The organism is Caulobacter rhizosphaerae (assembly GCF_010977555.1).
Classification (GTDB): domain Bacteria; phylum Pseudomonadota; class Alphaproteobacteria; order Caulobacterales; family Caulobacteraceae; genus Caulobacter; species Caulobacter rhizosphaerae.
Genome location: NZ_CP048815.1, coordinates 3,742,251 through 3,761,493, shown reverse-complemented (window position 1 = coordinate 3,761,493; position 19,243 = coordinate 3,742,251). Strand labels below are relative to the sequence as shown.

The following is a 19,243-nucleotide window of genomic DNA, read 5'->3' as shown; positions in this document are numbered from 1 at the left end:
ACGGCTTCAGATTTCGGCCAGCTGGGCCAGATAGGCGTTCAGGACGTCGCGCTGGAGCACCAGAAAGGCGAACTTGCCCGACCGGCAGATGCGCACCAGGCCCGAGACTTCGAGCTCCTTGATGTGGTGGGACAGGGTTGCGGCGCTGACCTGCTGGGCCTGGACCAGGCCGCCGCAGGGCGTGGGGTCGCTGCTGGCCCCGATTTCCTTGAGGATCTGCAGCCGGCGCGGCTCGGCCAGCGCCTTGGCGATCAGGGCGGTCTGCCGTTCGGACAGGATGACGGCCGGTTCGGTCATATCCGACATATGACGGCGGCCCGGCTCGGGCGCAACGCCGTGGCGGACGCTAAGGTTCGCGCGGCGGCATCACCGCCCCCACATGGGCGATGCCCAGTTCCCGGGCCCGGCTCGCCTGCTTCTGCCGCTCGGCGTAGCGGGCCTTGGCCTCGTCGTCGCGGGCCTCGAAGCAGGCGGGACAGGAGACGCCCTCGACATAGTGCGGGGACGCGCGGTCCTCTGGACTAACCGGCATGCGGCAGCCCCGGCACAGGGCGTGGGTTCCGGGCGCTAGGCCATGGCCCACCGCCACCCGCTCGTCGAACACGAAGCATTCACCACGCCACAGGCTCTGTTCGGCCGGCGTGGTCTCCAGATAGTTCAGAATCCCGCCCTTCAGGTGGAAGACCTCTTCCACGCCTTCGCTCTTCAGGAAGGCCGTGGACTTCTCGCAGCGGATGCCGCCGGTGCAGAACATCGCCACCTTGGGCGGCGGGGAGGCGGGGTCCCAGGTCTGGCGGAAGGACCGGAACCAGGCCGGAAACGCGCTGAAGCTGGCCGTCTGGGGATCGATGGCGCCTGCGAACGTGCCGATCGCCGCCTCGTAGGCGTTGCGGGTGTCGATCACCACCACGTCGTCGCGGGCGATCAGGGCGTTCCAGTCGGCGGGCTCGACATAGGTCCCGGCGTTGTTGGCCGGATCCAGGTCGCCGGCGCCCAGGGTGACGATCTCGCGCTTGATCCGCACCTTCATGCGGTGGAACGGCATGGCTTCGGCGTCGGCGAACTTCAGCTCCAGCGTCTCGCAGCCTGGCAAGGTCCGGATGTGGTCCAGCACCTGGTCGATCGCCTCGGGCCTCCCGGCGATTGTGCCGTTGATCCCCTCGCGGGCCAGCAGCAGCGTGCCCTTGACGCCCAGGCCGCAGCACAGCTTCGACAGCGGCCGCATGAGAGTCAGCGGGTCGGCGAAGGTCGTGAACCGATAAAGGGCGGCGACGCGGAAGCTCATGACAGGGCTGATAGGCGCTGGACACCAAATCCTCAAGACGGGCTTCTCAAGCGGCGCTGGAACTATCGCCCCGGCCGGCGGTTACACCGGCATGAGCATCCTGATCGTCATCGTCGTCGCCCTCGTGCTGCTTGGACTGGCGCTCTACGCGGTCCAGCGCAGCCCCATTCCGTCGCCGGTCAACTGGCTGTTGCAGCTGGTGCTGATCGTTATCGCCATCTGGTTCATCGGCACGCGGGCGGGTTTCTTCTGAGCCTGCCACAGATGGAGCTTGCGTGGCGGCCGGGTGGCGTCTAGCCCGCTTCCGTCGCAAGCGTTGCTATGGGGGCGAACATGAAATCCTGTATTTTGTTGGGGCTGGCGATCGCGGCTATCTCGGGCGCCTGCAACGCGGCGGAGACAGCACGTGCGGTGAAGCCGTCCGAATGGCGAGCCCGGCCCTCGGTGGACATGGCTTCCCGGTACTATCCCGATCGCGCTCAGCGGATGGAAGTGGGCGGGCAAGCGGTCGTGGATTGCCGTATCGGCCCCGAAGGCAAGCTGGAGGACTGTAAAGTGCTTTCCGAGAGCCCGGCGGAATACGGGTTCGGCGAGGCGGCGATTCGGCTCACCAAGTTCATGGAATTGGCTCCGCCGAGCGAGAAGGACAAGCGCAAAGGCCGGATGCGCAGGATCATCCCCGTGGGGTTCGCTGTCCCGCGCAGCTAGCGCTTGGGGCTTGTCTTGGGGGGCAGCCGACGCAGCCTTACCCCGCCAGCGCCGCGGCGTCCCGCTGGATGCGCGCCACCATCGCCTTCAGCCCATTCGAGCGCTGCGACGACAGCGCCTCCGACAGGCCCAGCCGCGCCATCGCGGCCGCCGCGTCGAAATCGACGATGTCCTTGGCCGGGCGTCCCGAATAGAGCCGTAGCAGGATGGCGATGAGCCCGCTGACGATGTGGGCGTCGCTGTCGCCCCGGAACGTGATCGTGCCGTCCTCTTGCGGCTCGGTCACGAGCCAGACCTGGCTGGCGCAGCCGCGCACCTTGTTGGCGTCGGAATGCTCGGCCTGGGTCAGCGGGGCCAGGTCCTTGCCCAACTCGATCACGTAGCGATAGCGCTCTTCCCAGTCGCCGAGCAGTTCGAACTCGTCGGCCAGTTCGTCGAGGGCGGCGTCGATGGGGCGTTGCATGGCGCGGGACTTAGTGCGCCCGGGCGAAAAGGGAAAGTCCCTTAGAACCGGGCGCGCGCCGTGGAGGGACGCGCCGCGGCGTCGGGAAGGGTGACGATGGCGGTGAAGCCGTGACCCAACGTGGACCTCAGCCGCAGGCTGCCGTCCATTGCCCGGGCCAGCAGGTCGACGATCGGCAGGCCCAGGCCCGCGCCCTCGGACGCCCGGGTCAGGGTGGCGCCGCCCTGTTCGAACGGGCGGATCAGGCGAGGCAGGTCGGCCGGGTCGGCGCCCTCGCCATGGTCGCGGATCTCGATCTCGACCTGGCCGCCGCCCACCTGCCGGGCCTCGACCACCACCAGCCCGCCCTGCGGCGAGTGGGTGAGGGCGTTCTGCAGCAGGTTGGTCAGGATGGTGCGCAGGCCTCGGCCGTCGGCCCGCAGGCTGGGCAGGGTCCCGGCCTCGGGGGCGACGATGCTGACCCCGCGGGCGGTGGCCTCGGCGCGCAGCTGCAGGATCACGTCCTCGACCGCGTCGTCCAGGTTCTCCTCGCCCAGGTCCAGGTCGGTGACATGGCCTTCCAGCCGGGCGATCTCGACGATCTGGTTGACCAGGCGCAACAGCTTCAGGCCGCTTTCGTGCACCAGGCTGGCGTATTCCTTGTACTGCGGCGCGCCCAGGGGGCCGTACAGCTCGCAGGACAGGATCTCGGAAAAGCCGATCACCGCGTTCAGGGGCGTACGCAGCTCGTGGCTGACCATGCGCAGGAACGAGCGCTTCTGGTCGTCCAGCGCCTGCTTGCGGCGGGCGCGGGCGGCCGCCCGCCGGAAGGCGGTGGTCTGCGACATCAGGCCGTTGTCGGCGCCGGCGTTTTCGCGCGGCGTCTCGGCATGGCCCGATGCATCGGTGATCGCCGGTGGCGACATCAGGGACTCCCGGACCTTCTGTCCGTTACTTCGATGCGCCAGGATGAACCAAGGCGCTTACGAATCCGTTTCCGTCCACAAGAAGCGCCAGCGTTAACGATCGCCCGCCGATTGTGCGGCCTTGGGAGAGAGGGCTCCCGGCGTTAAGCTTCGACGACGAAGACTCACCGGAAGGGATTCTCGCGGCCTTGGCCAACGACGGCGCCTCGCTCCAGACCGGCTCCAGGCCGGCTCAGGCCCAGCTCTCGGGGACCTCCTCGACGGGCGGCTTCGGCGCGGCTCATCTGTGGCGGCTGGGTTGGCTGACGACTGTGATCTTCGCGACCGGGGCGGCGGCCTTCACGCCCGGCGTCGTCGGCCTGCCGGTCTGGCTGGCCCTGGCGGCCGGCGCGCTCCCGGCCCTGGCCGGCCTGGCGGTGGGCGAGCGACGCGACGAGCGCCTGCAATCCTTGATCCTGGTCCTGTGGGCCACCTGCGGCGCGGGCGCGGCGGTGGTGACCGGCGGCGTCTCGGGCGCAATGAGCGCCTGGATCCTGGCCCCCGTCGCGGCGGCCTCCATCCTGTCCTCTCCGCGGCGCCTGGCCGAGGGCGCCAGCCTGGCGTTGATCGGCGGCGCCGTAGCGGCCCTGACCCAGCTGTCCGGCCTGGCCCCGGCCGCGCCGACCGGGCCGCTGGCCTTCGTCCTGGGCTTCCTGTCGGTGGCGACCGTGGGGGTGGGCCTGGCCTCGGGCCTGATCCTCACCCACCGACGGGCCGGCGAGCAGGGCAACCGCCAGGCCGGCGAGCTGAACATCCTGCAGACCCTGGTCGATGGCGCGCCGCAACTGCTGCTGGTCGTAGCCAGCGACGGTCGGGTCAGGACGGTGCGCGGGGCCGCGCCACGCGGCGTGGCGACCGCCAACCTGGCGGGTGAGGACCTGGCCTGCGCCGCCATGGCCGGCGACCGCCAGAAGCTCAGCGCCGCCCTGGCGACGGCCCTGGACGCCGGCGAGGCCAGCATCGCCTTCGCCCCGCTGCTGGACCCGACCCGCACCGTCCGCCTGGACCTGCGCCAGGTCTCGCCCGACCTGCTGGTGGGCGTGATGCGCGACGCCACGCTGGACAAGGCCCGCGAGACCGCCCTGCGCCAGGCCCGGGCCGAGGCCGAGGGGCTGGCCGCCGGCCGCGCTCGCTTCCTGGCCAATATGAGCCACGAGCTGCGCACGCCGCTGAACGCCATCATGGGTTTCTCCGACATCATGCGCGCCCGGATGTTCGGCCCGCTGACAGACCGCTACGGCGAGTACGCCGAACTCATCCACGAGTCGGGCGGCCACCTGCTGGACCTGATCAACGACGTGCTGGACATGTCCAAGATCGAGGCCGAGCGCTTCGAGCTGCAGCGCGGTGAGTTCGACGCCCGCGAGGCGGTGACGGCGGCCATGCGCCTGCTGCGCGTCCAGGCCGACGCGGCCGGCGTGCAGCTGCGCGGCGTCCTGCCGCCGGACGAGCTGGAGGTCGACGCCGACCGCCGGGCGCTGAAGCAGATCGTGCTGAACCTGCTGTCCAACGCCCTGAAGTTCACGCCGCGCGGCGGCCAGGTGACGGTGACGGCCGATGGCCGGGACGGCCAGCTGGAGCTGGTGGTCACCGACACCGGCGTCGGCATTTCTCCCGAGGACCTGGAACGCCTGGGCCGCCCCTACGAGCAGGCCGGCGGCGTCGACCAGCGGGCCAAGGGCACGGGCCTGGGCCTGTCGCTGGTCCGCGCTTTCGCCCGGCTGCACGGCGGCGAGATGAACATCGAAAGCCGCCTGGGCGCGGGGACCAGCGTCTCGGTGCGCATGCCGGTGCTGCTGACGCCGCCGCGCCCGGCGATGGAGCCGCCGCTGCTGGAGCCTGCGCTCGAGCCGCCCGAAGAGCCGGAGCTGGGCCCCAACGTCGTCAAGTTCGCGCCGCCGCGGTGACAAGATCCTCTCCCTGTGGGGTAAGCTACCGCAGGAACGCCCGCCCCGCCGCGAAGTCGCCGACCTCCACATAGGCTCGCCGCACCACGTCCACGCCGTTGCGGCTGGTGAACACGAACTCGATGGTCGCCGCCTCGCGCGGGTCGAGGCGGCCCATGGCGTCGGCGGCCTCGCGGGGGAAGCGGAAGGACAGGCCCGTCTTGGCGCCGGTCGGCAGCAGGGTGACGGGCGCCATGTCGCGGGTTTCGGCGGCGAACACCCGGCTGGCGTTGCGCGGCGCGGCGTTGGCGGCCAGGCCCTTGGCGTTTCGGCCGTTCAGGTATGGGCCCTGGGTGCGCAGGGTGTCGCGCACGACCAGGCGCGCGGCGTAGGGCTGGGCGTCGTCGGCGAAGGTCGCCACCGCCAGCAGGTCGTTGGACCGTCCCGACAGGCCGAACACCAGGCGGTCGCGCCCGAACCCCGCCGGCTGCGACAGCCGCCAGACCGGGATGGTGGCCGAGACCGAGCGGTCGGCCTGCCAGCCGGCCCGGTCGCCCGGATAGTTCATCCGCTGCAGGGTCGAATAGCCGTCGAAGGCCTGGCGCACGCGGCCGGCGGCGGTCTGCAGGTCCTTGGAGCCGCACGTCGCCGCGCTGGCCTTGGCCCGGGCCCGCTGCTCCACAGCCTGGACCTGGACCTCGCTGGCGCCCGAGCGCAGGGTCGCGCCGCGCGCCTGGGCGCGGGCGGCGTCCAGGGCCGAGCCCACGGCGGGCTTGAACAGCCGGCAGCGCGCGTCGGCCGAGATCATCAGCGTGCGTTCGTAGAGCTGGTCGGCGGCGGTGGCGGCATGGGATACGGTCGACGCGCCGAAGCCGGCGGTCATGACAAAAGCCCCTAGCCACCGCGCCGTCAGAACACATAGAGCCTTTCTCCTTCGAACGACGTTCGAAGGGGGCAAAAAGGCTCTACAGTAAGAATCCGAGCGCGCGCTGGCGCGCTTGGGGGTCTTTCTTGACGTCATGATCTCGTATTCTGCGAGAGCGGTTTCAGCAGGCAGCCTTAGGGCGCCGAGGTTGCGGTTCGGTTAGCGATGCTTCTTTCGACGGATATCTGGGTCGGCGCGCTGATCCGCCGCGCCGAGCTGGGCGGGGCCTTCGCCATGGTGGCCCGCAAGGGCGACCCACGGGCGGGAGCGGTGCTGGTCAAGGCCGTCGACCGCCGCGCCAACACCGCCAGGCTCTACAGCGAGGCCACCCGGGGCGACGGCGAGCGCTTCTGGATGCAGCCGGTCCGCTCGGATTTCGAGCCCGACCTGGACGCCTACGCCGAACGCGCCGCGCGGATCGACCCGGACATCTGGGTGGTCGAGATCGAGGACCGGGAAGGGCGGCATTTCCTGACCGAGCCGGTCGAAGGGGATCCGAAGGGCTGAGGGGCGATGCGTCCTTCGAGGCCCGCTGCGCGGGCGCCTCAGGATGAGCAATGCAGTGCAATGAGGTCCTCATCCTGAGGTGCGAGCCGCAGGCGAGCCTCGAAGGACGCACCGCGCTCACTCGCGCCGGAACGTCGCCACCAGCACGTCGCGCAGAGCGGGGGCGCCCGGCTGCAGCGGATGGATCGCAGTCACCCCATGCATCACACGGTGGTCGTCCAGGACGACCGTGTCGCGAGGCCGCTCCAGGGTGAAGGCTCCCAGCCGGACGCCGTCGTTGGCGAAGATGTCGGTGACCCCGCTGGCCACGTTCCGGCGGTCGACCAGCATGACGATTACCCAGTCGACCCCGTCACGGTGCGCGCCCTCGGGCGTGGGCAGGCCCGCCGCGCCGTCGCCGGCCTCGATGCGGAACTGGTGCAGCTCCACGTGCCAGGACCGGGGCGGATCAGCGGTCAGGGGATGGAACAGCGCCAGGCCGGCGCGAAGCAGTCCCTGCGTCACCGCGTGCTCGGCCACCGCGTCGAGCACGGGCTCGAACCAGCGTTGCACCCCGCCGTTCAGGCCGTTGTAGTCCCGGCTCTGGTAGTGCGGCTGGTGCGGCTTGCGGACCACCCCGGCGGGCGAGGCCGAAAAGGCCGCGAAGCGCCGACGTCGATAACGGCCGCCGTCGGCCATGAAGCGGTCCAGGCCCAGGTCGTTCCAGCTGTCGGCGAAAGTCTGCCAGCCCGCCACCGCCTCGGGGCCGAGCAGGGTGTCGGTTTCGGCCGGGGCGAGCCGGCGAAAGCCCGTTTCATCCAGGGCGGCGGCGATCTCGCGCGCCAGGCTGTCCGGCGAGGCGGCGTTGCGGGGAATCAAGCGTGGCCTCCAGCAGGACGAAGTCTTCAGATGGGGCGCCTGAGCCCTCGCGCCAAGCCTTGTTCCGTGTCCCGACATTTAACCCGGAATCCCATTTCCCGCCCCGTTAACCCTGCTCCTAAACCGGAGCGAAAGCTCGATGCGGCAGGGTAACGCAACGACTTCCCCAGTCGTCCGATTCCCCGCAGCCGCCGCCAGGCCTCAGCAAGGTTCCGATGCTCTTCCTGCTCAACGACGTCATTCTCAGCCTCGACGCGGCCGAACTGGCCCCGCCGCTCACCCGCGATCGTTTCGCCAAGGTGTCGCTGAGCTATGTCGGCAAGCTGGGCCAGGAGCTGTACGCCGCCGAGCCGCTGCTGCACCACAAGGATCTGGATAAGGCCCAGCGCCTGGCCGCCCTGATCATCGCCAAGGCGCCGGACGTCAACGCGGCCCTGTTCATCGCGCCGTCGCGCGGTTGCCTGGTCGACCAAGTGCAGGTGCGCTACGCCCAGTTGAGCCTGGAGATCATGGGATCGCTGTTCGAGCGCCAGAAGGCCGGCGCCCTGAGCAATGTCGAGGCCGATCGCCAGGTCTGGCGGCGCCTGGCGGCCTGACCGCCCTCCGGTCGCACCGTCACGCCGCGCACGCGGCTTTCGCGAAAGCCGTCTTCCGGCCCCAAGCGTTCGGTCGGCTAGAGGAACAGGCCGATCAGGCTGAACAGCCAGGTCAGGATCATCGCCACGATCACCAGCCCGGCGAACGCGACGCCGAGGCAGAGGGCGTTTCCTTGGGGGGTGCAGACGCCGCGCTTGTGACGCGGCTCGTGGACCATAGCCATTTTCGTTTCCTCTTCGCGGCCCTCCCTCTGACGGGGAATGGTCCGTTCAGAGGAAAGCATGACTCCAAAACCCTATTCTGACCAGGGTCATAACGTCGCGCGTTTCGATGTACCGGTATGGTTGCGAGGCTCGATTTTCCCGTCCGGTTTCAAAGAACGACGCCATCCATAACGCCACGAAACCGACGCACCGTCGTCGTCCAAGCGCCAACGCACCGACCTATCCGCCCGCGGATCATGAACAGGGCAGGCGTTTGAAGAAAATGATGAATTCCGCGGCGTCCGCGACCTTCACCCTGGCCATCGCCGCTGAGGCGAACCCGTGACGAGACCAGCCCAACCTCTGTCGCCGCTCTCGCGACTCACGAGATTGGCGCCCTGTTCGTCACCGGCGCCCGCCGGATCGGTCGTGCGGCTTTCGAAGCCACGGCGCCTCTCGATATCGCCACCGTGATAAGTTGGACAGCCTCCACTACGACGAGATCATGGACAGGCTGGCGACCACCCTGCCGCGATCAGCGCCAAGTCACGCCTTGCGCCGCGGGGGTGTCCCCGCTTAGCTTCAACGCAACGTTGAGGGGAGCGGCGTGCATGCGAGGCATTACAGGACGGCGTGGGATTTTGCCGGCGCTGATGGCGGTCGCCCTGCTGGCGGCCGGATCGCCGGCCAGGGCCGAATGGCTGCGGGCCGAGAGCGACCACTTCGTGGTCTATGGCCGCAGCGAGAAGTCGGTGCGCGAATACGCCGCCATGCTGGAGGACTTCGACTCCCTGCTGCGCCGCCTGCACGGCCGACCCAAGGACGAGGTCACCCCGCGCAAGCTGCCGGTCTATCTGGTCTCGGACCTCCGGCAGTTGAGGCGCGTGATCCCCAAGGCCAAGGAGGGCATGGCCGGGGTGTATCTGTCGTCCGTGCCCGAGGTGTTCGTGGTGGCGATCCGCGACGGGACCGGCGAGTTCGACGAGAACAAGGGCGACGACACGGTGCTGCACGAATACGTGCACCACTTCATGCTGCAGTACTATCCCAGCGCCTATCCGGCCTGGCTGGTCGAGGGCTACGCCGAATATTACATGACCGCCGACCTGGCCAAGACCCGGATGGTGGTGGGCGGCGTGAACCGCGGCCGGGCCTACAGCCTGACCCAGCCAGGCGGCTGGATCCCGATGGAAGACGTACTGGGCAAGCGTCCGGGCGCCCTCAAGGAGCGGGAAGTCTACGCCTACTACGCCCAGGCCTGGCTGCTGACGCACTACATCCTGTCGGACCCGGCGCGGCACAAGCTGCTGGGGTCCTATCTGGGCTCCGTGCGCGACGGCGACGACCCGGTGAAGGCCTGGAAGGCGATCTATGGTGATGATCCGGAAGGCCTGCGCCGCAAGCTGCAGACCTACATGAACCGGCCGATCCCGGCCGGAGCCTTGCCGCGGACGGGCGCGCTGGATCCGGCGATGACGGTGACCCATCTGCCGCCAAGCGCCGACGACCTGATCCTGGAAGGCCAGCGGCTGAAGCTGGGCGTGCCCAAGGACGACCAAGCCGAAACCCTGGCCGAAATTCGCGCCACCGCCGCCAAGCGGCCGAAGGACCGTTTCAGCCAGCTGGTCCTGGCCAAGGCCGAGACGGCGTTCGGCGACCGCAAGGCGGGCGAGGCGATCCTCGATGATCTGCTGGCCGCCGACCCCAAGGACGAGGACGCGCTGGTGGCCCTGGGCGAAAGCCGCCTGGCCGCGGCCCCGGACGATCCGGCCCAGCGCGCCGCCGCCTTCGCCCAGGCCGGAAAGCTGTTCGCCCGGGCCTTCAAGGTCGATCCGGACAATCCGGAGACCCTGCACGGCTATGCCGAAGCCCGCAGCCTGGAGCCGATGACCGAAGCCATGGCCGACATCCGCGTCCGGGCGGTCGTTCTGGCGCCTCAGGTCGGTCACCTGCGCTTGGACGCGGCCAGGGCCCTGATCCAGGTCAAGGACATCGACACGGCCAGCGCCATGCTGACGCCACTGGCCAGCAATCCGCACGGCGGCGGCGAGGTGGAGGCGGCCCAGGCCATGCTCAAGAGCATCGACGCCAAGACCGGCGACAAGGCGTCCGACGGGCCGAAGTCCGCCGACAAGGCGTCGGCAAAGGGTGACAAGGCGGCTTCGGGAAGCTAACCCCCGGGGATGAGCACTTCCCTCGCCCTTGAGGCCGCCCGTCGGCGCACCTTCGCCATCATCAGCCACCCCGACGCCGGCAAGACCACCCTGACCGAGAACCTGCTGCTGGCCGGCGGGGCGATCCGCGCGGCCGGCGCCGTGCGGGCCCGCGGCCAAGCCCGCCGCACCCAGTCCGACTGGATGAAGATCGAGCGCGAGCGCGGCATCTCGGTGTCGGCCAGCGTCATGACGTTCGACCACGACGGCCTGATGTTCAACCTGCTGGACACCCCGGGGCACGAGGACTTCTCCGAAGACACCTATCGCACCCTGACGGCCGCCGACGCGGCGATCATGGTGCTGGACGCCGCCAAGGGCATCGAGCCTCAGACCCTGAAGCTGTTCGAGGTGTGCCGCCTGCGCGACATCCCGATCATCACCTTCATCAACAAGATGGATCGCGAGGCCCAGGACCCGTTCGAGCTGTTGGACGAGGTGTCGTCCAAGCTGGCCCTGGATCCGGCCCCGCTGTACTGGCCGGCCGGCTCGGGCGGGCGGTTCAAGGGCATGTTGGACCTGCGCGGCCAGAAGTTCATTCCCTACGCCAAGAAGAGCTCGACGGACGAGGAGGGCCATCCCGACCCGGTGGCCCTGAAGTCGAACGCGGTGGTGCAGTACCTCGACCCCGAGGAACTGGCCGAGGTGGAGGAGGGCGCCATGCTGGTGTCCGAGGCCGCCAAGCCGTTCGACGTCCAGTCGTTCCTGGAAGGCCACATGACGCCGGTGTTCTTCGGCTCGGCCTTGCGTCACTTCGGCGTCAACGAGCTGCTGGCCGGCATCGGCAGCTATGCTCCGCCGCCGCATCCGGCCAAGGTCAGCAAGGCCGGCGTCGACACCCATGTCGCCCCCGGCGACGGCGAGGTCTCGGGCTTCGTGTTCAAGGTCCAGGCCAACATGGACCCCAACCACCGCGACCGGATCGCCTTCCTGCGCCTGACCAGCGGCCGCTTCACCCGCGGCATGAAGCTGAAGGCTCAGAACACAGGCAAGGCCATGAGCGTCAACGCGCCGATCATGTTCTTCGCCAGCGACCGCGAACTGGCCGAGGACGCCTTCGCCGGCGACGTGATCGGCATCCCCAACCACGGCGTGCTGCGGGTGGGCGACAGCCTGTCGGAGACCGGGACGCTGCGCTTCGCCGGCCTGCCCAACTTCGCCCCGGAAATCCTGCGCCGCGTGCGGGTCAAGGATCCGCTGAAGGCCAAGCACCTGAAGAAGGCGCTGGAGGGCCTGGCCGAGGAGGGCGTGACCCAGCTGTTCCGTCCGATGATCGGCAGCTCGGACTTCATCGTCGGAGCCGTGGGCCAGCTGCAGTTCGAGGTCATGGCCGACCGCCTGGCCAACGAATACGCCCTGGACTGCATCTTCGAGGCCGCGCCCTACGCCGAGGCCCGCTGGGTTAACGGTGAGCGCGCCGACGTCGAGGACTTCACCAACAAGCACCGCTCGGCCATGGCCCACGACATCGACGAACAGCCGGTGTTCCTGGGCAAGTCTTCGTGGGAAATCGGTTACGTCGCCGAGCGCTATCCGAAAGTGCGGTTCGAGCGGACGAAGGAACGGGGTTAGGTCCGGACCGCCGCGCTGTATGGTCGAGCTTATACGCTCAGGTTGTTGATATTGACTCATTCTACTTGACCGCGCACCCGCCTGGGCGGACCCTTGCCCTGAGAGCTTCCTCGCGATTGAAAGGTCGTCCGAGTGGCACGGGATCTGGGCAGGGGCGGCGGCTGGGCTGGTCGCCGTGCGGGGCGTTGGACGCGCGGCTTGGTCGTGGCGGTGCTGCTGTCGAGCGCGACGCCCGCCGCCGCGTTCCAGCAAGCCGCTCGCCCGGTGACAACGACGGCCGTCCCGACCGCTCCCTACGCGGCGTCCACCCCCGCCCCGACCGCGCCTAAGACCTATGCCGAATGCCTGCGGTCCTATGTACGCCGGGCCGATCCGACGGCCTATTGCCGCCGATTGTTCCCGGACGCGGCCCCGTCCACGACGGTCCCGGGGGCCGCTTCGACGCCCGGCGACTCGACCCTATCGTCGTCCCGTGAACCGGTCGATATCACGCCCCAGGTGGAGAGGCTGATCGACGCCTGGCGCAGCCGCCCCAGAACGCCTCCCGCCACGCCCAGGCCGCCGGCCGACCCCCTGGCGGTGATCCCCGACATCCAGGCGGCCTGCGCGGCCTATGCCGCCACGCCCGAGCGCTGGCGGCGCTGCACGGCCGACGGCTGGCGCCAGGCCGGACTGCGCGGCCAGCCACCGCTGGCCCTGCAGACGCCGCCCGCCATCGAACCCTCGCGCGTCGAACCCTCGCCTGTCGAGCCTTCGTCTGGCGAGCCCCAGCCCGCGCGGCCGCCCCTGGTTCGACCGAAGCCGCCGGTCCAGACGCCGCCGACCCTCACGCCGCGGACGGTCCAACCGGAGCCGGTGGCGCCCGCCCCCGTCGTCGAGCCCCCGCCTCCGCCCGTCGTGATCGCCGAGCCGCCCGCCGCGCCGACGCCGCCGGCGGTGACCGCGCCACCTCCGACGCCGCCGCAGGCGCCGCTTCCGGCCAAGGCCCCGACGGCGCCGATCTGGCTGTGGCTGGTCGCCCTGGCCGTGGCGGCGGGCGGCGGGTTCGGCCTCGCCCGCTGGCTGGGCCGCGCGCGACCGACATCGTCGCCCGTCGCGGCCGCGCCGTGCGCGCCGGAAATCGCCCTAGTCCCCGACCCCGGCGTCGTGGTCCTCAAGCCGGACGGCTCGCCCCGCGCCGGCATGGCCGTGTCGCTGCGGTTCGCGTTCGCCAGAGACGCGGGCGAGGTAAGGCTGGACTATCCCACGCTGGAGACCGCGCCATGACCAACGCGGCCCCGCACGCGCCGGCTTCGGGCGCCACGACTTGGCGGGCGCTGTTCGCCGAGGACGGCGGCGATCCGCTGGACGCCTGCAAGAACGCGCCGCCCCTGACCCAGGCGATCACGAACGCCGCCCAGAAGTTCCCCAGCGCCTGCTGGAACGACGTCGAGAGCGGCTGCCGGGACGAGGTCGGCAAGCTGCTGGATCTGTCGGTGGAGCGCGTGCTGTTTGACGGCTGGATGAAGCTGGAGCGGTTCAAGAAGTGCGTCGAGGAGTCCAGGGGTCATCCCGAGGACGCCTTCTTCCAGGATCTCGACGACCATGAGATCGCCTCCACCCACAAGCCGCGGATCGAGTTGCGCTACGGCGCGGTCAAGGTGGCCGACCTGGACTTCGAGATCGAGCTGGCCCTGAAGGTCAAGGGCGTGCGGCTGGAGGTGCGCGGCGGCAAGGTGGTCTGCGCCACGGCCGGGGTGTTCTCGGCCAACGCCAAGCTGTCGCTGCACGACCAGGTGCTGGTCGAGAAGGAGACCCCGGAGTTCGCGGCGCCGGCCAAGATCCGGTTCGCCTGACGACCGGCGTCCGCCACATCTCTCAAGGTTCGGCTTTTCCAGGTCCGCGGGGACGGGCTAGGAGAGGGCTGGACCCTGGAGAATCCCCATGCCCGCCGCCGCCTTGCTCGCCATCGGCCTGGTCGCCCACGACGACAAGAAGGCCGCCCTCGTCGACTGGTCCGTGGCGCACCAGGCGTTTCTGTCGCGGCACAGGCTGTACGCCACGGGCACCACCGGTGGACGGATCCTGCAGGCCCTGCCGGACCTGGACCTCACCCGCCTGAAGAGCGGCCCGCTGGGCGGCGACCAGCAGCTGGGCGCGTTGCTGGCCGAGGGGCTGCTGGACATGCTGGTGTTCTTCGTCGACCCGCTGTCGCCCCAGCCGCACGACGTCGACGTCAAGGCGCTGATCCGCATGGCGACGCTGGCCGACATCCCGTTCGCCTGCAACCCGGCCACGGCGGATCTGATCGTGGCGGGACGGTGAGCTTCACGGCGATGTGAGCCGCAGAGGATGTTTCGCAGATTGCGAACAATCTATGGGTGTGTAGCGTGAGCGGTTCGCGGAGGACTGTTTATGAAGACCTTGATGACCAAGCTGCTCGCCGGGGCGCTGGTGACCGCCTCGCTATTCGCCTGGGCCGAGCCGGCCTCGGCGCGGCGCGTCTTCGCCGTTCAGGCGCAATACTATTCCGGTCCAGACTACAATCAGCTGGTCGGCGAGGTCTATCGCGACTGCGACGGCAATGGATCCCAGTGGGGCGTGCGCACGCCCTACGTGATCCGCGAAACCACGGCCTGTCCCTAGAGCGCCCCTAGCCCGGGAACTTGAGCAGATTGGGTCGTGGGATCGCCGCCTTGAATGTGCCCCGTGTCTTGGCGGTGTCGAGACCAAAGTCCGCCCAAGCCTTCAGGAATCCCGTGGCCGGCGTCATGTCCGCCAGGGGCGACAGGGTCAGCACCGGCCGCGCGGCCAGAAGCTGGCGGGCCGCGGCCCAAGCCTCGGGCTCGGTGGTGGCGTAGGCGCCGTCGCTGGCGACCAGTTCGGCGGCCAGGGCCGGATCGGCGAAGTGCAGGGTCACGGCCGTGTCGACTGGCAGGTCGGCCAGGGCGGTCAGCGCCTCGATCACGCCGGTCAGCACCATCCTGGCTCCGCTGACCCGCCGCTCGCCCCCGGCCGCGCCGGCCAGCGTCCCGTCGGCGTTGCGACGCACATGGGCCCAGCCGCCGTAGCCGGGATCGGGTTTGCAGAGCGAGGCGGTCCAGAGGTCGACAGAGGCGGTCATGACCCCTGTTTAAAGACGGGGCTGAAAGCTGGCCAGAGGGGAGGGCGGCCGTCGTGACGAACGGCGTTTGGCGAGGCATGCTTGGCGCCGAACTCCCTTCTGTCGCCGAGTCGGAGCGCGCCATGCTGGATCTCGTCCTCGCCGTCCTGCACCACTTGCTGATCCTGTCGATGGCCGGCCTGCTGGCCACCGAACTGGTTCTGGTCCGGCCCGGCGTCGGCGGCCCGAGCCTGACGACCCTGGCCTTGATCGACGCGGGCTATGGCGCGACGGCGACCCTGGTGCTGGTGGTCGGCGCCAGCCGCGTGTTCTTCGGCGCCAAGGGCTCGGCCTTCTATCTGGAGAACCCGGTGTTCTGGGCCAAGATCGCCGCCTTCGCCATGGTGGGCGTGCTCTCCGCCTGGCCGACCCTCGCGTTCTTCAAATGGCGCAAGCAGGCCAAGGCCGATCTGGCCTTTGCGCCGTCCACCGACGAGGTGGCGAGGATTCGCCGGCTGATGGGGCTGGAGCTGGCGGTCTTCGCCCTGATCCCGATCTTCGCCGCCGCCATGGCGCGCGGCTACGGCCTCTAACGCCTCGCGAGCCGGCTATCGGGCATGGGCTGGAAAGCGCCGCCAGAACAGAAGGTAAACCCGATCTTAAAATCTATGGTTAACGTCATTTTCATTTCGGTGAACAATGTTCTAACCCCGGTGTCGGTGCGCATGGTCCAGTAAGGATCTATTAAGCAAGAAGCGTGCCAATCCGGCGCAAGACAGGGGTTTGGGCGCTATTGCGGAACGAAGTGTAAACGCGACGCAAATATTTATGGTTAACGCCACCTTAGGCTTCGTTAACAGCTTGTTAAACGTGTTGGCTCCGGCTTTGCTAGTCGTGCGTTGAACCTGCGCCGGACGTCCCGGCCTGGGACGTTCCCGGAGGACGCAGCGATGTTCGATTTCGGTCGTGACCTGAAGAGACTCTTCGGAGTCGACGCCGCCGCCCCCGCGCGAGCCGCGGCGCATCGCGACGGGTTGACCGGCGGCGACACCTCGCTGCTGGAGCTTCTGGACCTGCGCCTGCTGGTTAACGAGGCCCGGTCCGCCGACGTCGCCGCCGGCCGGATCGGGGCCAAGGACCGAGGCCACCGGCTGCTGGAAGCCGCCGTCGTCTGGCGCGAGTTGGCCCGCCGCTCGGGCGACGCCGCCGCCTTGCGCAAGGGCGCGGCCCAGGCAGAGGCCGCCGCCAAGGTCTTCGAAGCCGAACACAAGCTGGAAAGCCTGGCCGCGGCCCGCTGCGAGCAGGCGACCCTGGCCGTGCTGGGCGCCGACCTGTTCGGCGACGAGGGCTTGCACGCCGCCGCCGGCGCCACCCTGACCCTGGCCAAGACCGCGCCTGGCCACCGCTGCGCCATGGTCGAGGCCCTGCTGGCCGGTCTGCAAGGTCGCGTGGCCCTGGGTGAGAACGACCTGGATCGCGCCCTCGCCGCCGCAGAGGCGTTCGAGGCGCCGCTGCGGGGGCTGTCGGCCGCGCGCCGGGTCAAGGGCGGGGCCTCGCGCCTGTTGCTGGCCGACCAGCGCGCCGCCCGCGTCGAGCTGCTGCTGGCCTGCGCCGCCCGCCTGAAGGACCGCGCGCTGACGGAAGTGGCCCTGGCCGAGGCCAAGGAGGCCGAGTCCGGCCTGGATCCCGATTTCGAACCTTTGGCCTGGTCGCGGCTGGAGTCCCTGCGCGGGACCGCCCTGGTCCAGCTGGGCGAACTGGACGGCGAGATCAACTTCATCGCCGACGGGGTCGAGGCCCTGGCCCAGGCGCTGGAACCGGTCACCGCCGACCACAGCCCGATGGACTGGGCTCGGGCCCAGGCCGCCCTGGGCGCCGGCCTGCAGGCCATGGGCGAGGCCACGACCTCGGAGCGCTGCTTCGAGCGGGCGGTCACCTGCTACGACCGCGCCTCGCACATCCTCAAGACCCAGCCGGCCCTGGCTCTGCGCGCCGTGGTCGCCAACAATCGGGCTCTCAGCCTGGCCCGTTGCGCCGAGCTGACCGCCGACCTGGCCGTACTGGACGCCGCCGAGATGGCCTTCAAGGCCGAGCTGGCCGCGACCCCGGGATCTCGCGATCCGGCCGCCTGGGCGGTGACCCAGATGAACCTGGCCCGGCTCTACGAGGCGCGGGTCGAGATCACCGGCCGCGACGACGGCCGCCTGGACCGGGCCGCGACGGCCCTGGCCAGCGCCTTCGACATCTTCGCCGAGCTGGGCCTGCGGTCTCTGACCGACCTGGCGGCCCAGGGGTTGCAGCGGGTCAAGCAGGCGCACGCCGCCTGACCCAGAATGAAACCGGACGGTCCCGAACGGGCCGAAACCAAGAACCAGTAGGGAAGACCCAGTGATCGCTTCGTTGCTCGCCGCCGCCGCTGTCTCGATCGTTCCGACGCCCGTGGCCCAGCCCGTTGTCACCCAGGTCAAGGACGTCCAGCCGCAGATCGCTGAGGCGCTGCTCAGCTGCATGGTCAAGCGCGATGGCGGCTTGACCGCCTGTTCAGTGCAGAGCGAATTCCCGGCGGAGATGGGCGTCGGCAAGGCGGCCCTGACCATGGCCTCGCAATTCCAGGTCGAGCTGATGGGCCCTGACGGCAAGAGCCGGGCCGGCTCGTTCATCGACGTCCCGGTGCGCATCCGCATTCGCTGATCGGCCGCTCGACCCGAGGCGCGACACGCCCTGGAGCAAAGCCGCGCGATATGGGACTCGCGCGGCTTGCTCCAGGCTTCTGTCTTCGCATCGCTTTTGCGGAAAACCGGCGTCCACTTTTCCGCGCGATGCTCTAGCTTGGCGGCGTAGCGTTTCGGGGGCGACATGGGCGACAGTTTCAAGGACGTGGACGTCTCCCAGGCGCTCTATCTCGTCCTCTATCTTTTCATCGTAATCATGGGGCTACGCGGCCTGCCGTCGGCGGTCCGTCGCCGCGCCGAACCGCCGCGCTGCAGGGCCTGCGAGGCGCCCGTCGAGGCGGACACCGCGCCGCTCGGGCCGTGGGGCGGCTGGACGTGCCGCGCCTGCGGCGGTCCGGTCGAGCCGGCGCGCGAGCCTGAACCCCGGACCGGCCTGCGGGGCTGGATGGACCAGTATCCGTGGGCGGTGTACGGCGCGATCTGGGGTCTGCTCGTCTGGGGCCTTGTGGCCGGCAGGGACCTGTGGCTGCACGCGCCCACGCCTGACCCGCTGACCCTGCCGCTGACCGTCGTAGGCGGACTCGGCGTCGGTTGGCTGCTGACCTTGATGCATCGGCGGCGCGGCTAGGGCGCGGCCCCCGGGCCTTGCGTCACCGCTTTCTCGATTCGCTCGTCCCGACGCTCCGCCTCACTGGGGTTCGGGCGGCGGGCGGTCGTCGTCGGGGAAGGGTGGGGGATCATACTCGTCGTCACGACGCTGGGCGTCGGCGCGATCCCGCTCGCGCTCCTCGTCCCAGCGGCGGTCGCGTTCGGTCTCTTCCCAAGCGTCGCGGCGCGCGTGTTCGCGGCTGGCCGCCCGTTCCTCTTCCCGCAGTCGGCGGGCAAGCTCGAAGCCGTTTCCGGTTCGCTCGCGCTCCCACCGGTCGTCGGCCGGCTCGGGGGCCGCAAGGCCGTCATCTTCCACCCGCGTGTTCCGGGCCGGTGGCAAAGGCGACGCCGGAGGAGGCGATGTCCCGGCGAAAAGGGCCTCGCGGCCTTTCGCGGTGGCCTGGGCGGCTTCGGACAGGCCGACGTCCAGCGGACCGGCGTGGGGGACGGCCGCCTTGGGCGGCGCGACCACGCGGATGCGCAGGCCCCCGTCCCCGGCCGCTTCCGCCGGCGGGTCGGGTCGGGTCAGGGCGGGCCAGACCGCCATCACCGCGGCGGCCGTCGTCATGACCGCCGCCGCGGCGACGCCGGCGATCAGGACCGTCTTGTTCTTGGGCAATTTCACTAGGGCGCTCCGGAGACGGAAGGCCTCTCGACATGAGGGAACGGCGTGGAGTGAC

General features: G+C 69.8%; 24 protein-coding genes. 15 read left to right on the top strand and 9 right to left on the bottom strand.

Annotated elements, in window-relative coordinates; genetic code table 11:
• Positions 1-6: 6 nt before the first annotated feature.
• Positions 7-297 carry an ArsR/SmtB family transcription factor gene (locus G3M57_RS17215; RefSeq protein ID WP_028041519.1) on the bottom strand — a complete coding sequence of 97 codons (291 nt, stop codon included), beginning with the start codon at positions 295-297 and terminating at the stop codon, positions 7-9.
• A 49-nt stretch (positions 298-346) separates the two neighbouring features.
• On the bottom strand, positions 347-1,285 hold the full coding sequence (gene trhO / locus G3M57_RS17210; RefSeq protein ID WP_056762801.1) for an oxygen-dependent tRNA uridine(34) hydroxylase TrhO: 939 nt from the start codon (positions 1,283-1,285) through the stop codon (positions 347-349).
• A gap of 91 nt (positions 1,286-1,376) precedes the next feature.
• Here trhO and G3M57_RS17205 point away from each other — a divergent pair, with 91 nt between their 5' ends.
• A complete protein-coding gene (locus G3M57_RS17205; protein WP_018061533.1) occupies positions 1,377-1,538 on the top strand; it encodes a hypothetical protein in 162 nt (53 codons plus the stop codon).
• Between the two features lie 80 nt (positions 1,539-1,618).
• Positions 1,619-1,993 carry a TonB family protein gene (locus G3M57_RS17200; RefSeq protein ID WP_163231936.1) on the top strand — a complete coding sequence of 125 codons (375 nt, stop codon included), beginning with the start codon at positions 1,619-1,621 and terminating at the stop codon, positions 1,991-1,993.
• 37 nt (positions 1,994-2,030) lie between these two features.
• On the opposite strand, the gene G3M57_RS17195 is transcribed toward G3M57_RS17200, so the two are convergent.
• Positions 2,031-2,456 carry a SufE family protein gene (locus G3M57_RS17195; protein ID WP_056762795.1) on the bottom strand — a complete coding sequence of 142 codons (426 nt, stop codon included), beginning with the start codon at positions 2,454-2,456 and terminating at the stop codon, positions 2,031-2,033.
• Positions 2,457-2,497: 41 nt separating this feature from the next.
• Positions 2,498-3,361 carry a sensor histidine kinase gene (locus G3M57_RS17190; RefSeq protein ID WP_056762785.1) on the bottom strand — a complete coding sequence of 288 codons (864 nt, stop codon included), beginning with the start codon at positions 3,359-3,361 and terminating at the stop codon, positions 2,498-2,500.
• A 188-nt stretch (positions 3,362-3,549) separates the two neighbouring features.
• On the opposite strand from G3M57_RS17190, the gene divJ reads away from it, so the two are divergent.
• Positions 3,550-5,307 carry a cell cycle sensor histidine kinase DivJ gene (gene divJ, locus G3M57_RS17185; RefSeq protein ID WP_163231935.1) on the top strand — a complete coding sequence of 586 codons (1,758 nt, stop codon included), beginning with the start codon at positions 3,550-3,552 and terminating at the stop codon, positions 5,305-5,307.
• 25 nt (positions 5,308-5,332) lie between these two features.
• On the opposite strand, the gene G3M57_RS17180 is transcribed toward divJ, so the two are convergent.
• A complete protein-coding gene (locus G3M57_RS17180; RefSeq protein ID WP_056762783.1) occupies positions 5,333-6,169 on the bottom strand; it encodes a hypothetical protein in 837 nt (278 codons plus the stop codon).
• A gap of 207 nt (positions 6,170-6,376) precedes the next feature.
• Between G3M57_RS17180 and G3M57_RS17175 the strand changes: the two genes are divergently transcribed.
• Positions 6,377-6,718 (top strand): DUF1491 family protein, encoded by a 342-nt coding sequence (locus tag G3M57_RS17175; protein WP_056762782.1) that lies wholly within the window; start codon positions 6,377-6,379, stop codon positions 6,716-6,718.
• Positions 6,719-6,835: 117 nt separating this feature from the next.
• Here the strand turns inward: G3M57_RS17175 and G3M57_RS17170 are convergent, their stop codons facing one another.
• Positions 6,836-7,576: a 2OG-Fe dioxygenase family protein gene (locus G3M57_RS17170; protein ID WP_373287627.1), complete on the bottom strand. Its 741-nt coding sequence runs from the start codon at positions 7,574-7,576 to the stop codon at positions 6,836-6,838.
• 215 nt (positions 7,577-7,791) lie between these two features.
• On the opposite strand from G3M57_RS17170, the gene G3M57_RS17165 reads away from it, so the two are divergent.
• A complete protein-coding gene (locus G3M57_RS17165) occupies positions 7,792-8,172 on the top strand; it encodes a hypothetical protein (RefSeq protein WP_163231931.1) in 381 nt (126 codons plus the stop codon).
• Positions 8,173-8,249: 77 nt separating this feature from the next.
• On the opposite strand, the gene G3M57_RS17160 is transcribed toward G3M57_RS17165, so the two are convergent.
• Positions 8,250-8,396 (bottom strand): hypothetical protein, encoded by a 147-nt coding sequence (locus G3M57_RS17160; protein ID WP_163231929.1) that lies wholly within the window; start codon positions 8,394-8,396, stop codon positions 8,250-8,252.
• 633 nt (positions 8,397-9,029) lie between these two features.
• Here G3M57_RS17160 and G3M57_RS17155 point away from each other — a divergent pair.
• From G3M57_RS17155 to G3M57_RS17130, 6 genes are all read left to right on the top strand, one after another.
• Positions 9,030-10,550: a hypothetical protein gene (locus G3M57_RS17155; RefSeq protein ID WP_163231927.1), complete on the top strand. Its 1,521-nt coding sequence runs from the start codon at positions 9,030-9,032 to the stop codon at positions 10,548-10,550.
• 9 nt (positions 10,551-10,559) lie between these two features.
• Complete coding sequence (locus tag G3M57_RS17150; RefSeq protein WP_056762771.1) at positions 10,560-12,161, top strand: peptide chain release factor 3; 1,602 nt, start codon at positions 10,560-10,562, stop codon at positions 12,159-12,161.
• A 198-nt stretch (positions 12,162-12,359) separates the two neighbouring features.
• Positions 12,360-13,427 (top strand): flagellar basal body-associated FliL family protein, encoded by a 1,068-nt coding sequence (locus G3M57_RS17145; RefSeq protein WP_163231925.1) that lies wholly within the window; start codon positions 12,360-12,362, stop codon positions 13,425-13,427.
• Positions 13,424-13,996, top strand: coding sequence for a hypothetical protein (locus G3M57_RS17140; protein ID WP_056762765.1), 573 nt, complete (start codon positions 13,424-13,426; stop codon positions 13,994-13,996). Before G3M57_RS17145 ends, G3M57_RS17140 begins: the two co-directional genes overlap by 4 nt.
• 88 nt (positions 13,997-14,084) lie before the next feature.
• Complete coding sequence (locus G3M57_RS17135) at positions 14,085-14,465, top strand: methylglyoxal synthase (protein WP_163231923.1); 381 nt, start codon at positions 14,085-14,087, stop codon at positions 14,463-14,465.
• 102 nt (positions 14,466-14,567) lie between these two features.
• Positions 14,568-14,786, top strand: a complete 219-nt coding sequence (locus G3M57_RS17130; protein WP_156402440.1) for a DUF6289 family protein — start codon at positions 14,568-14,570, stop codon at positions 14,784-14,786.
• 7 nt (positions 14,787-14,793) lie between these two features.
• Here the strand turns inward: G3M57_RS17130 and G3M57_RS17125 are convergent, their stop codons facing one another.
• On the bottom strand, positions 14,794-15,264 hold the full coding sequence (locus G3M57_RS17125) for a ribonuclease H family protein (protein WP_056762759.1): 471 nt from the start codon (positions 15,262-15,264) through the stop codon (positions 14,794-14,796).
• A 122-nt stretch (positions 15,265-15,386) separates the two neighbouring features.
• On the opposite strand from G3M57_RS17125, the gene G3M57_RS17120 reads away from it, so the two are divergent.
• The 4 genes from G3M57_RS17120 (at position 15,387) to G3M57_RS17105 (ending at position 18,543) form a co-directional block, all read left to right on the top strand.
• Positions 15,387-15,836, top strand: a complete 450-nt coding sequence (locus G3M57_RS17120) for a DUF2214 family protein (RefSeq protein ID WP_163231921.1) — start codon at positions 15,387-15,389, stop codon at positions 15,834-15,836.
• 357 nt (positions 15,837-16,193) lie between these two features.
• Positions 16,194-17,570 (top strand): hypothetical protein, encoded by a 1,377-nt coding sequence (locus G3M57_RS17115; RefSeq protein WP_056762756.1) that lies wholly within the window; start codon positions 16,194-16,196, stop codon positions 17,568-17,570.
• 61 nt (positions 17,571-17,631) lie between these two features.
• Positions 17,632-17,934: a hypothetical protein gene (locus G3M57_RS17110; protein ID WP_056762753.1), complete on the top strand. Its 303-nt coding sequence runs from the start codon at positions 17,632-17,634 to the stop codon at positions 17,932-17,934.
• Between the two features lie 165 nt (positions 17,935-18,099).
• Positions 18,100-18,543: a hypothetical protein gene (locus tag G3M57_RS17105; protein WP_056762751.1), complete on the top strand. Its 444-nt coding sequence runs from the start codon at positions 18,100-18,102 to the stop codon at positions 18,541-18,543.
• Positions 18,544-18,603: 60 nt separating this feature from the next.
• Here the strand turns inward: G3M57_RS17105 and G3M57_RS17100 are convergent, their stop codons facing one another.
• On the bottom strand, positions 18,604-19,188 hold the full coding sequence (locus G3M57_RS17100) for a hypothetical protein (RefSeq protein WP_163231919.1): 585 nt from the start codon (positions 19,186-19,188) through the stop codon (positions 18,604-18,606).
• Positions 19,189-19,243: the final 55 nt, after the last annotated feature.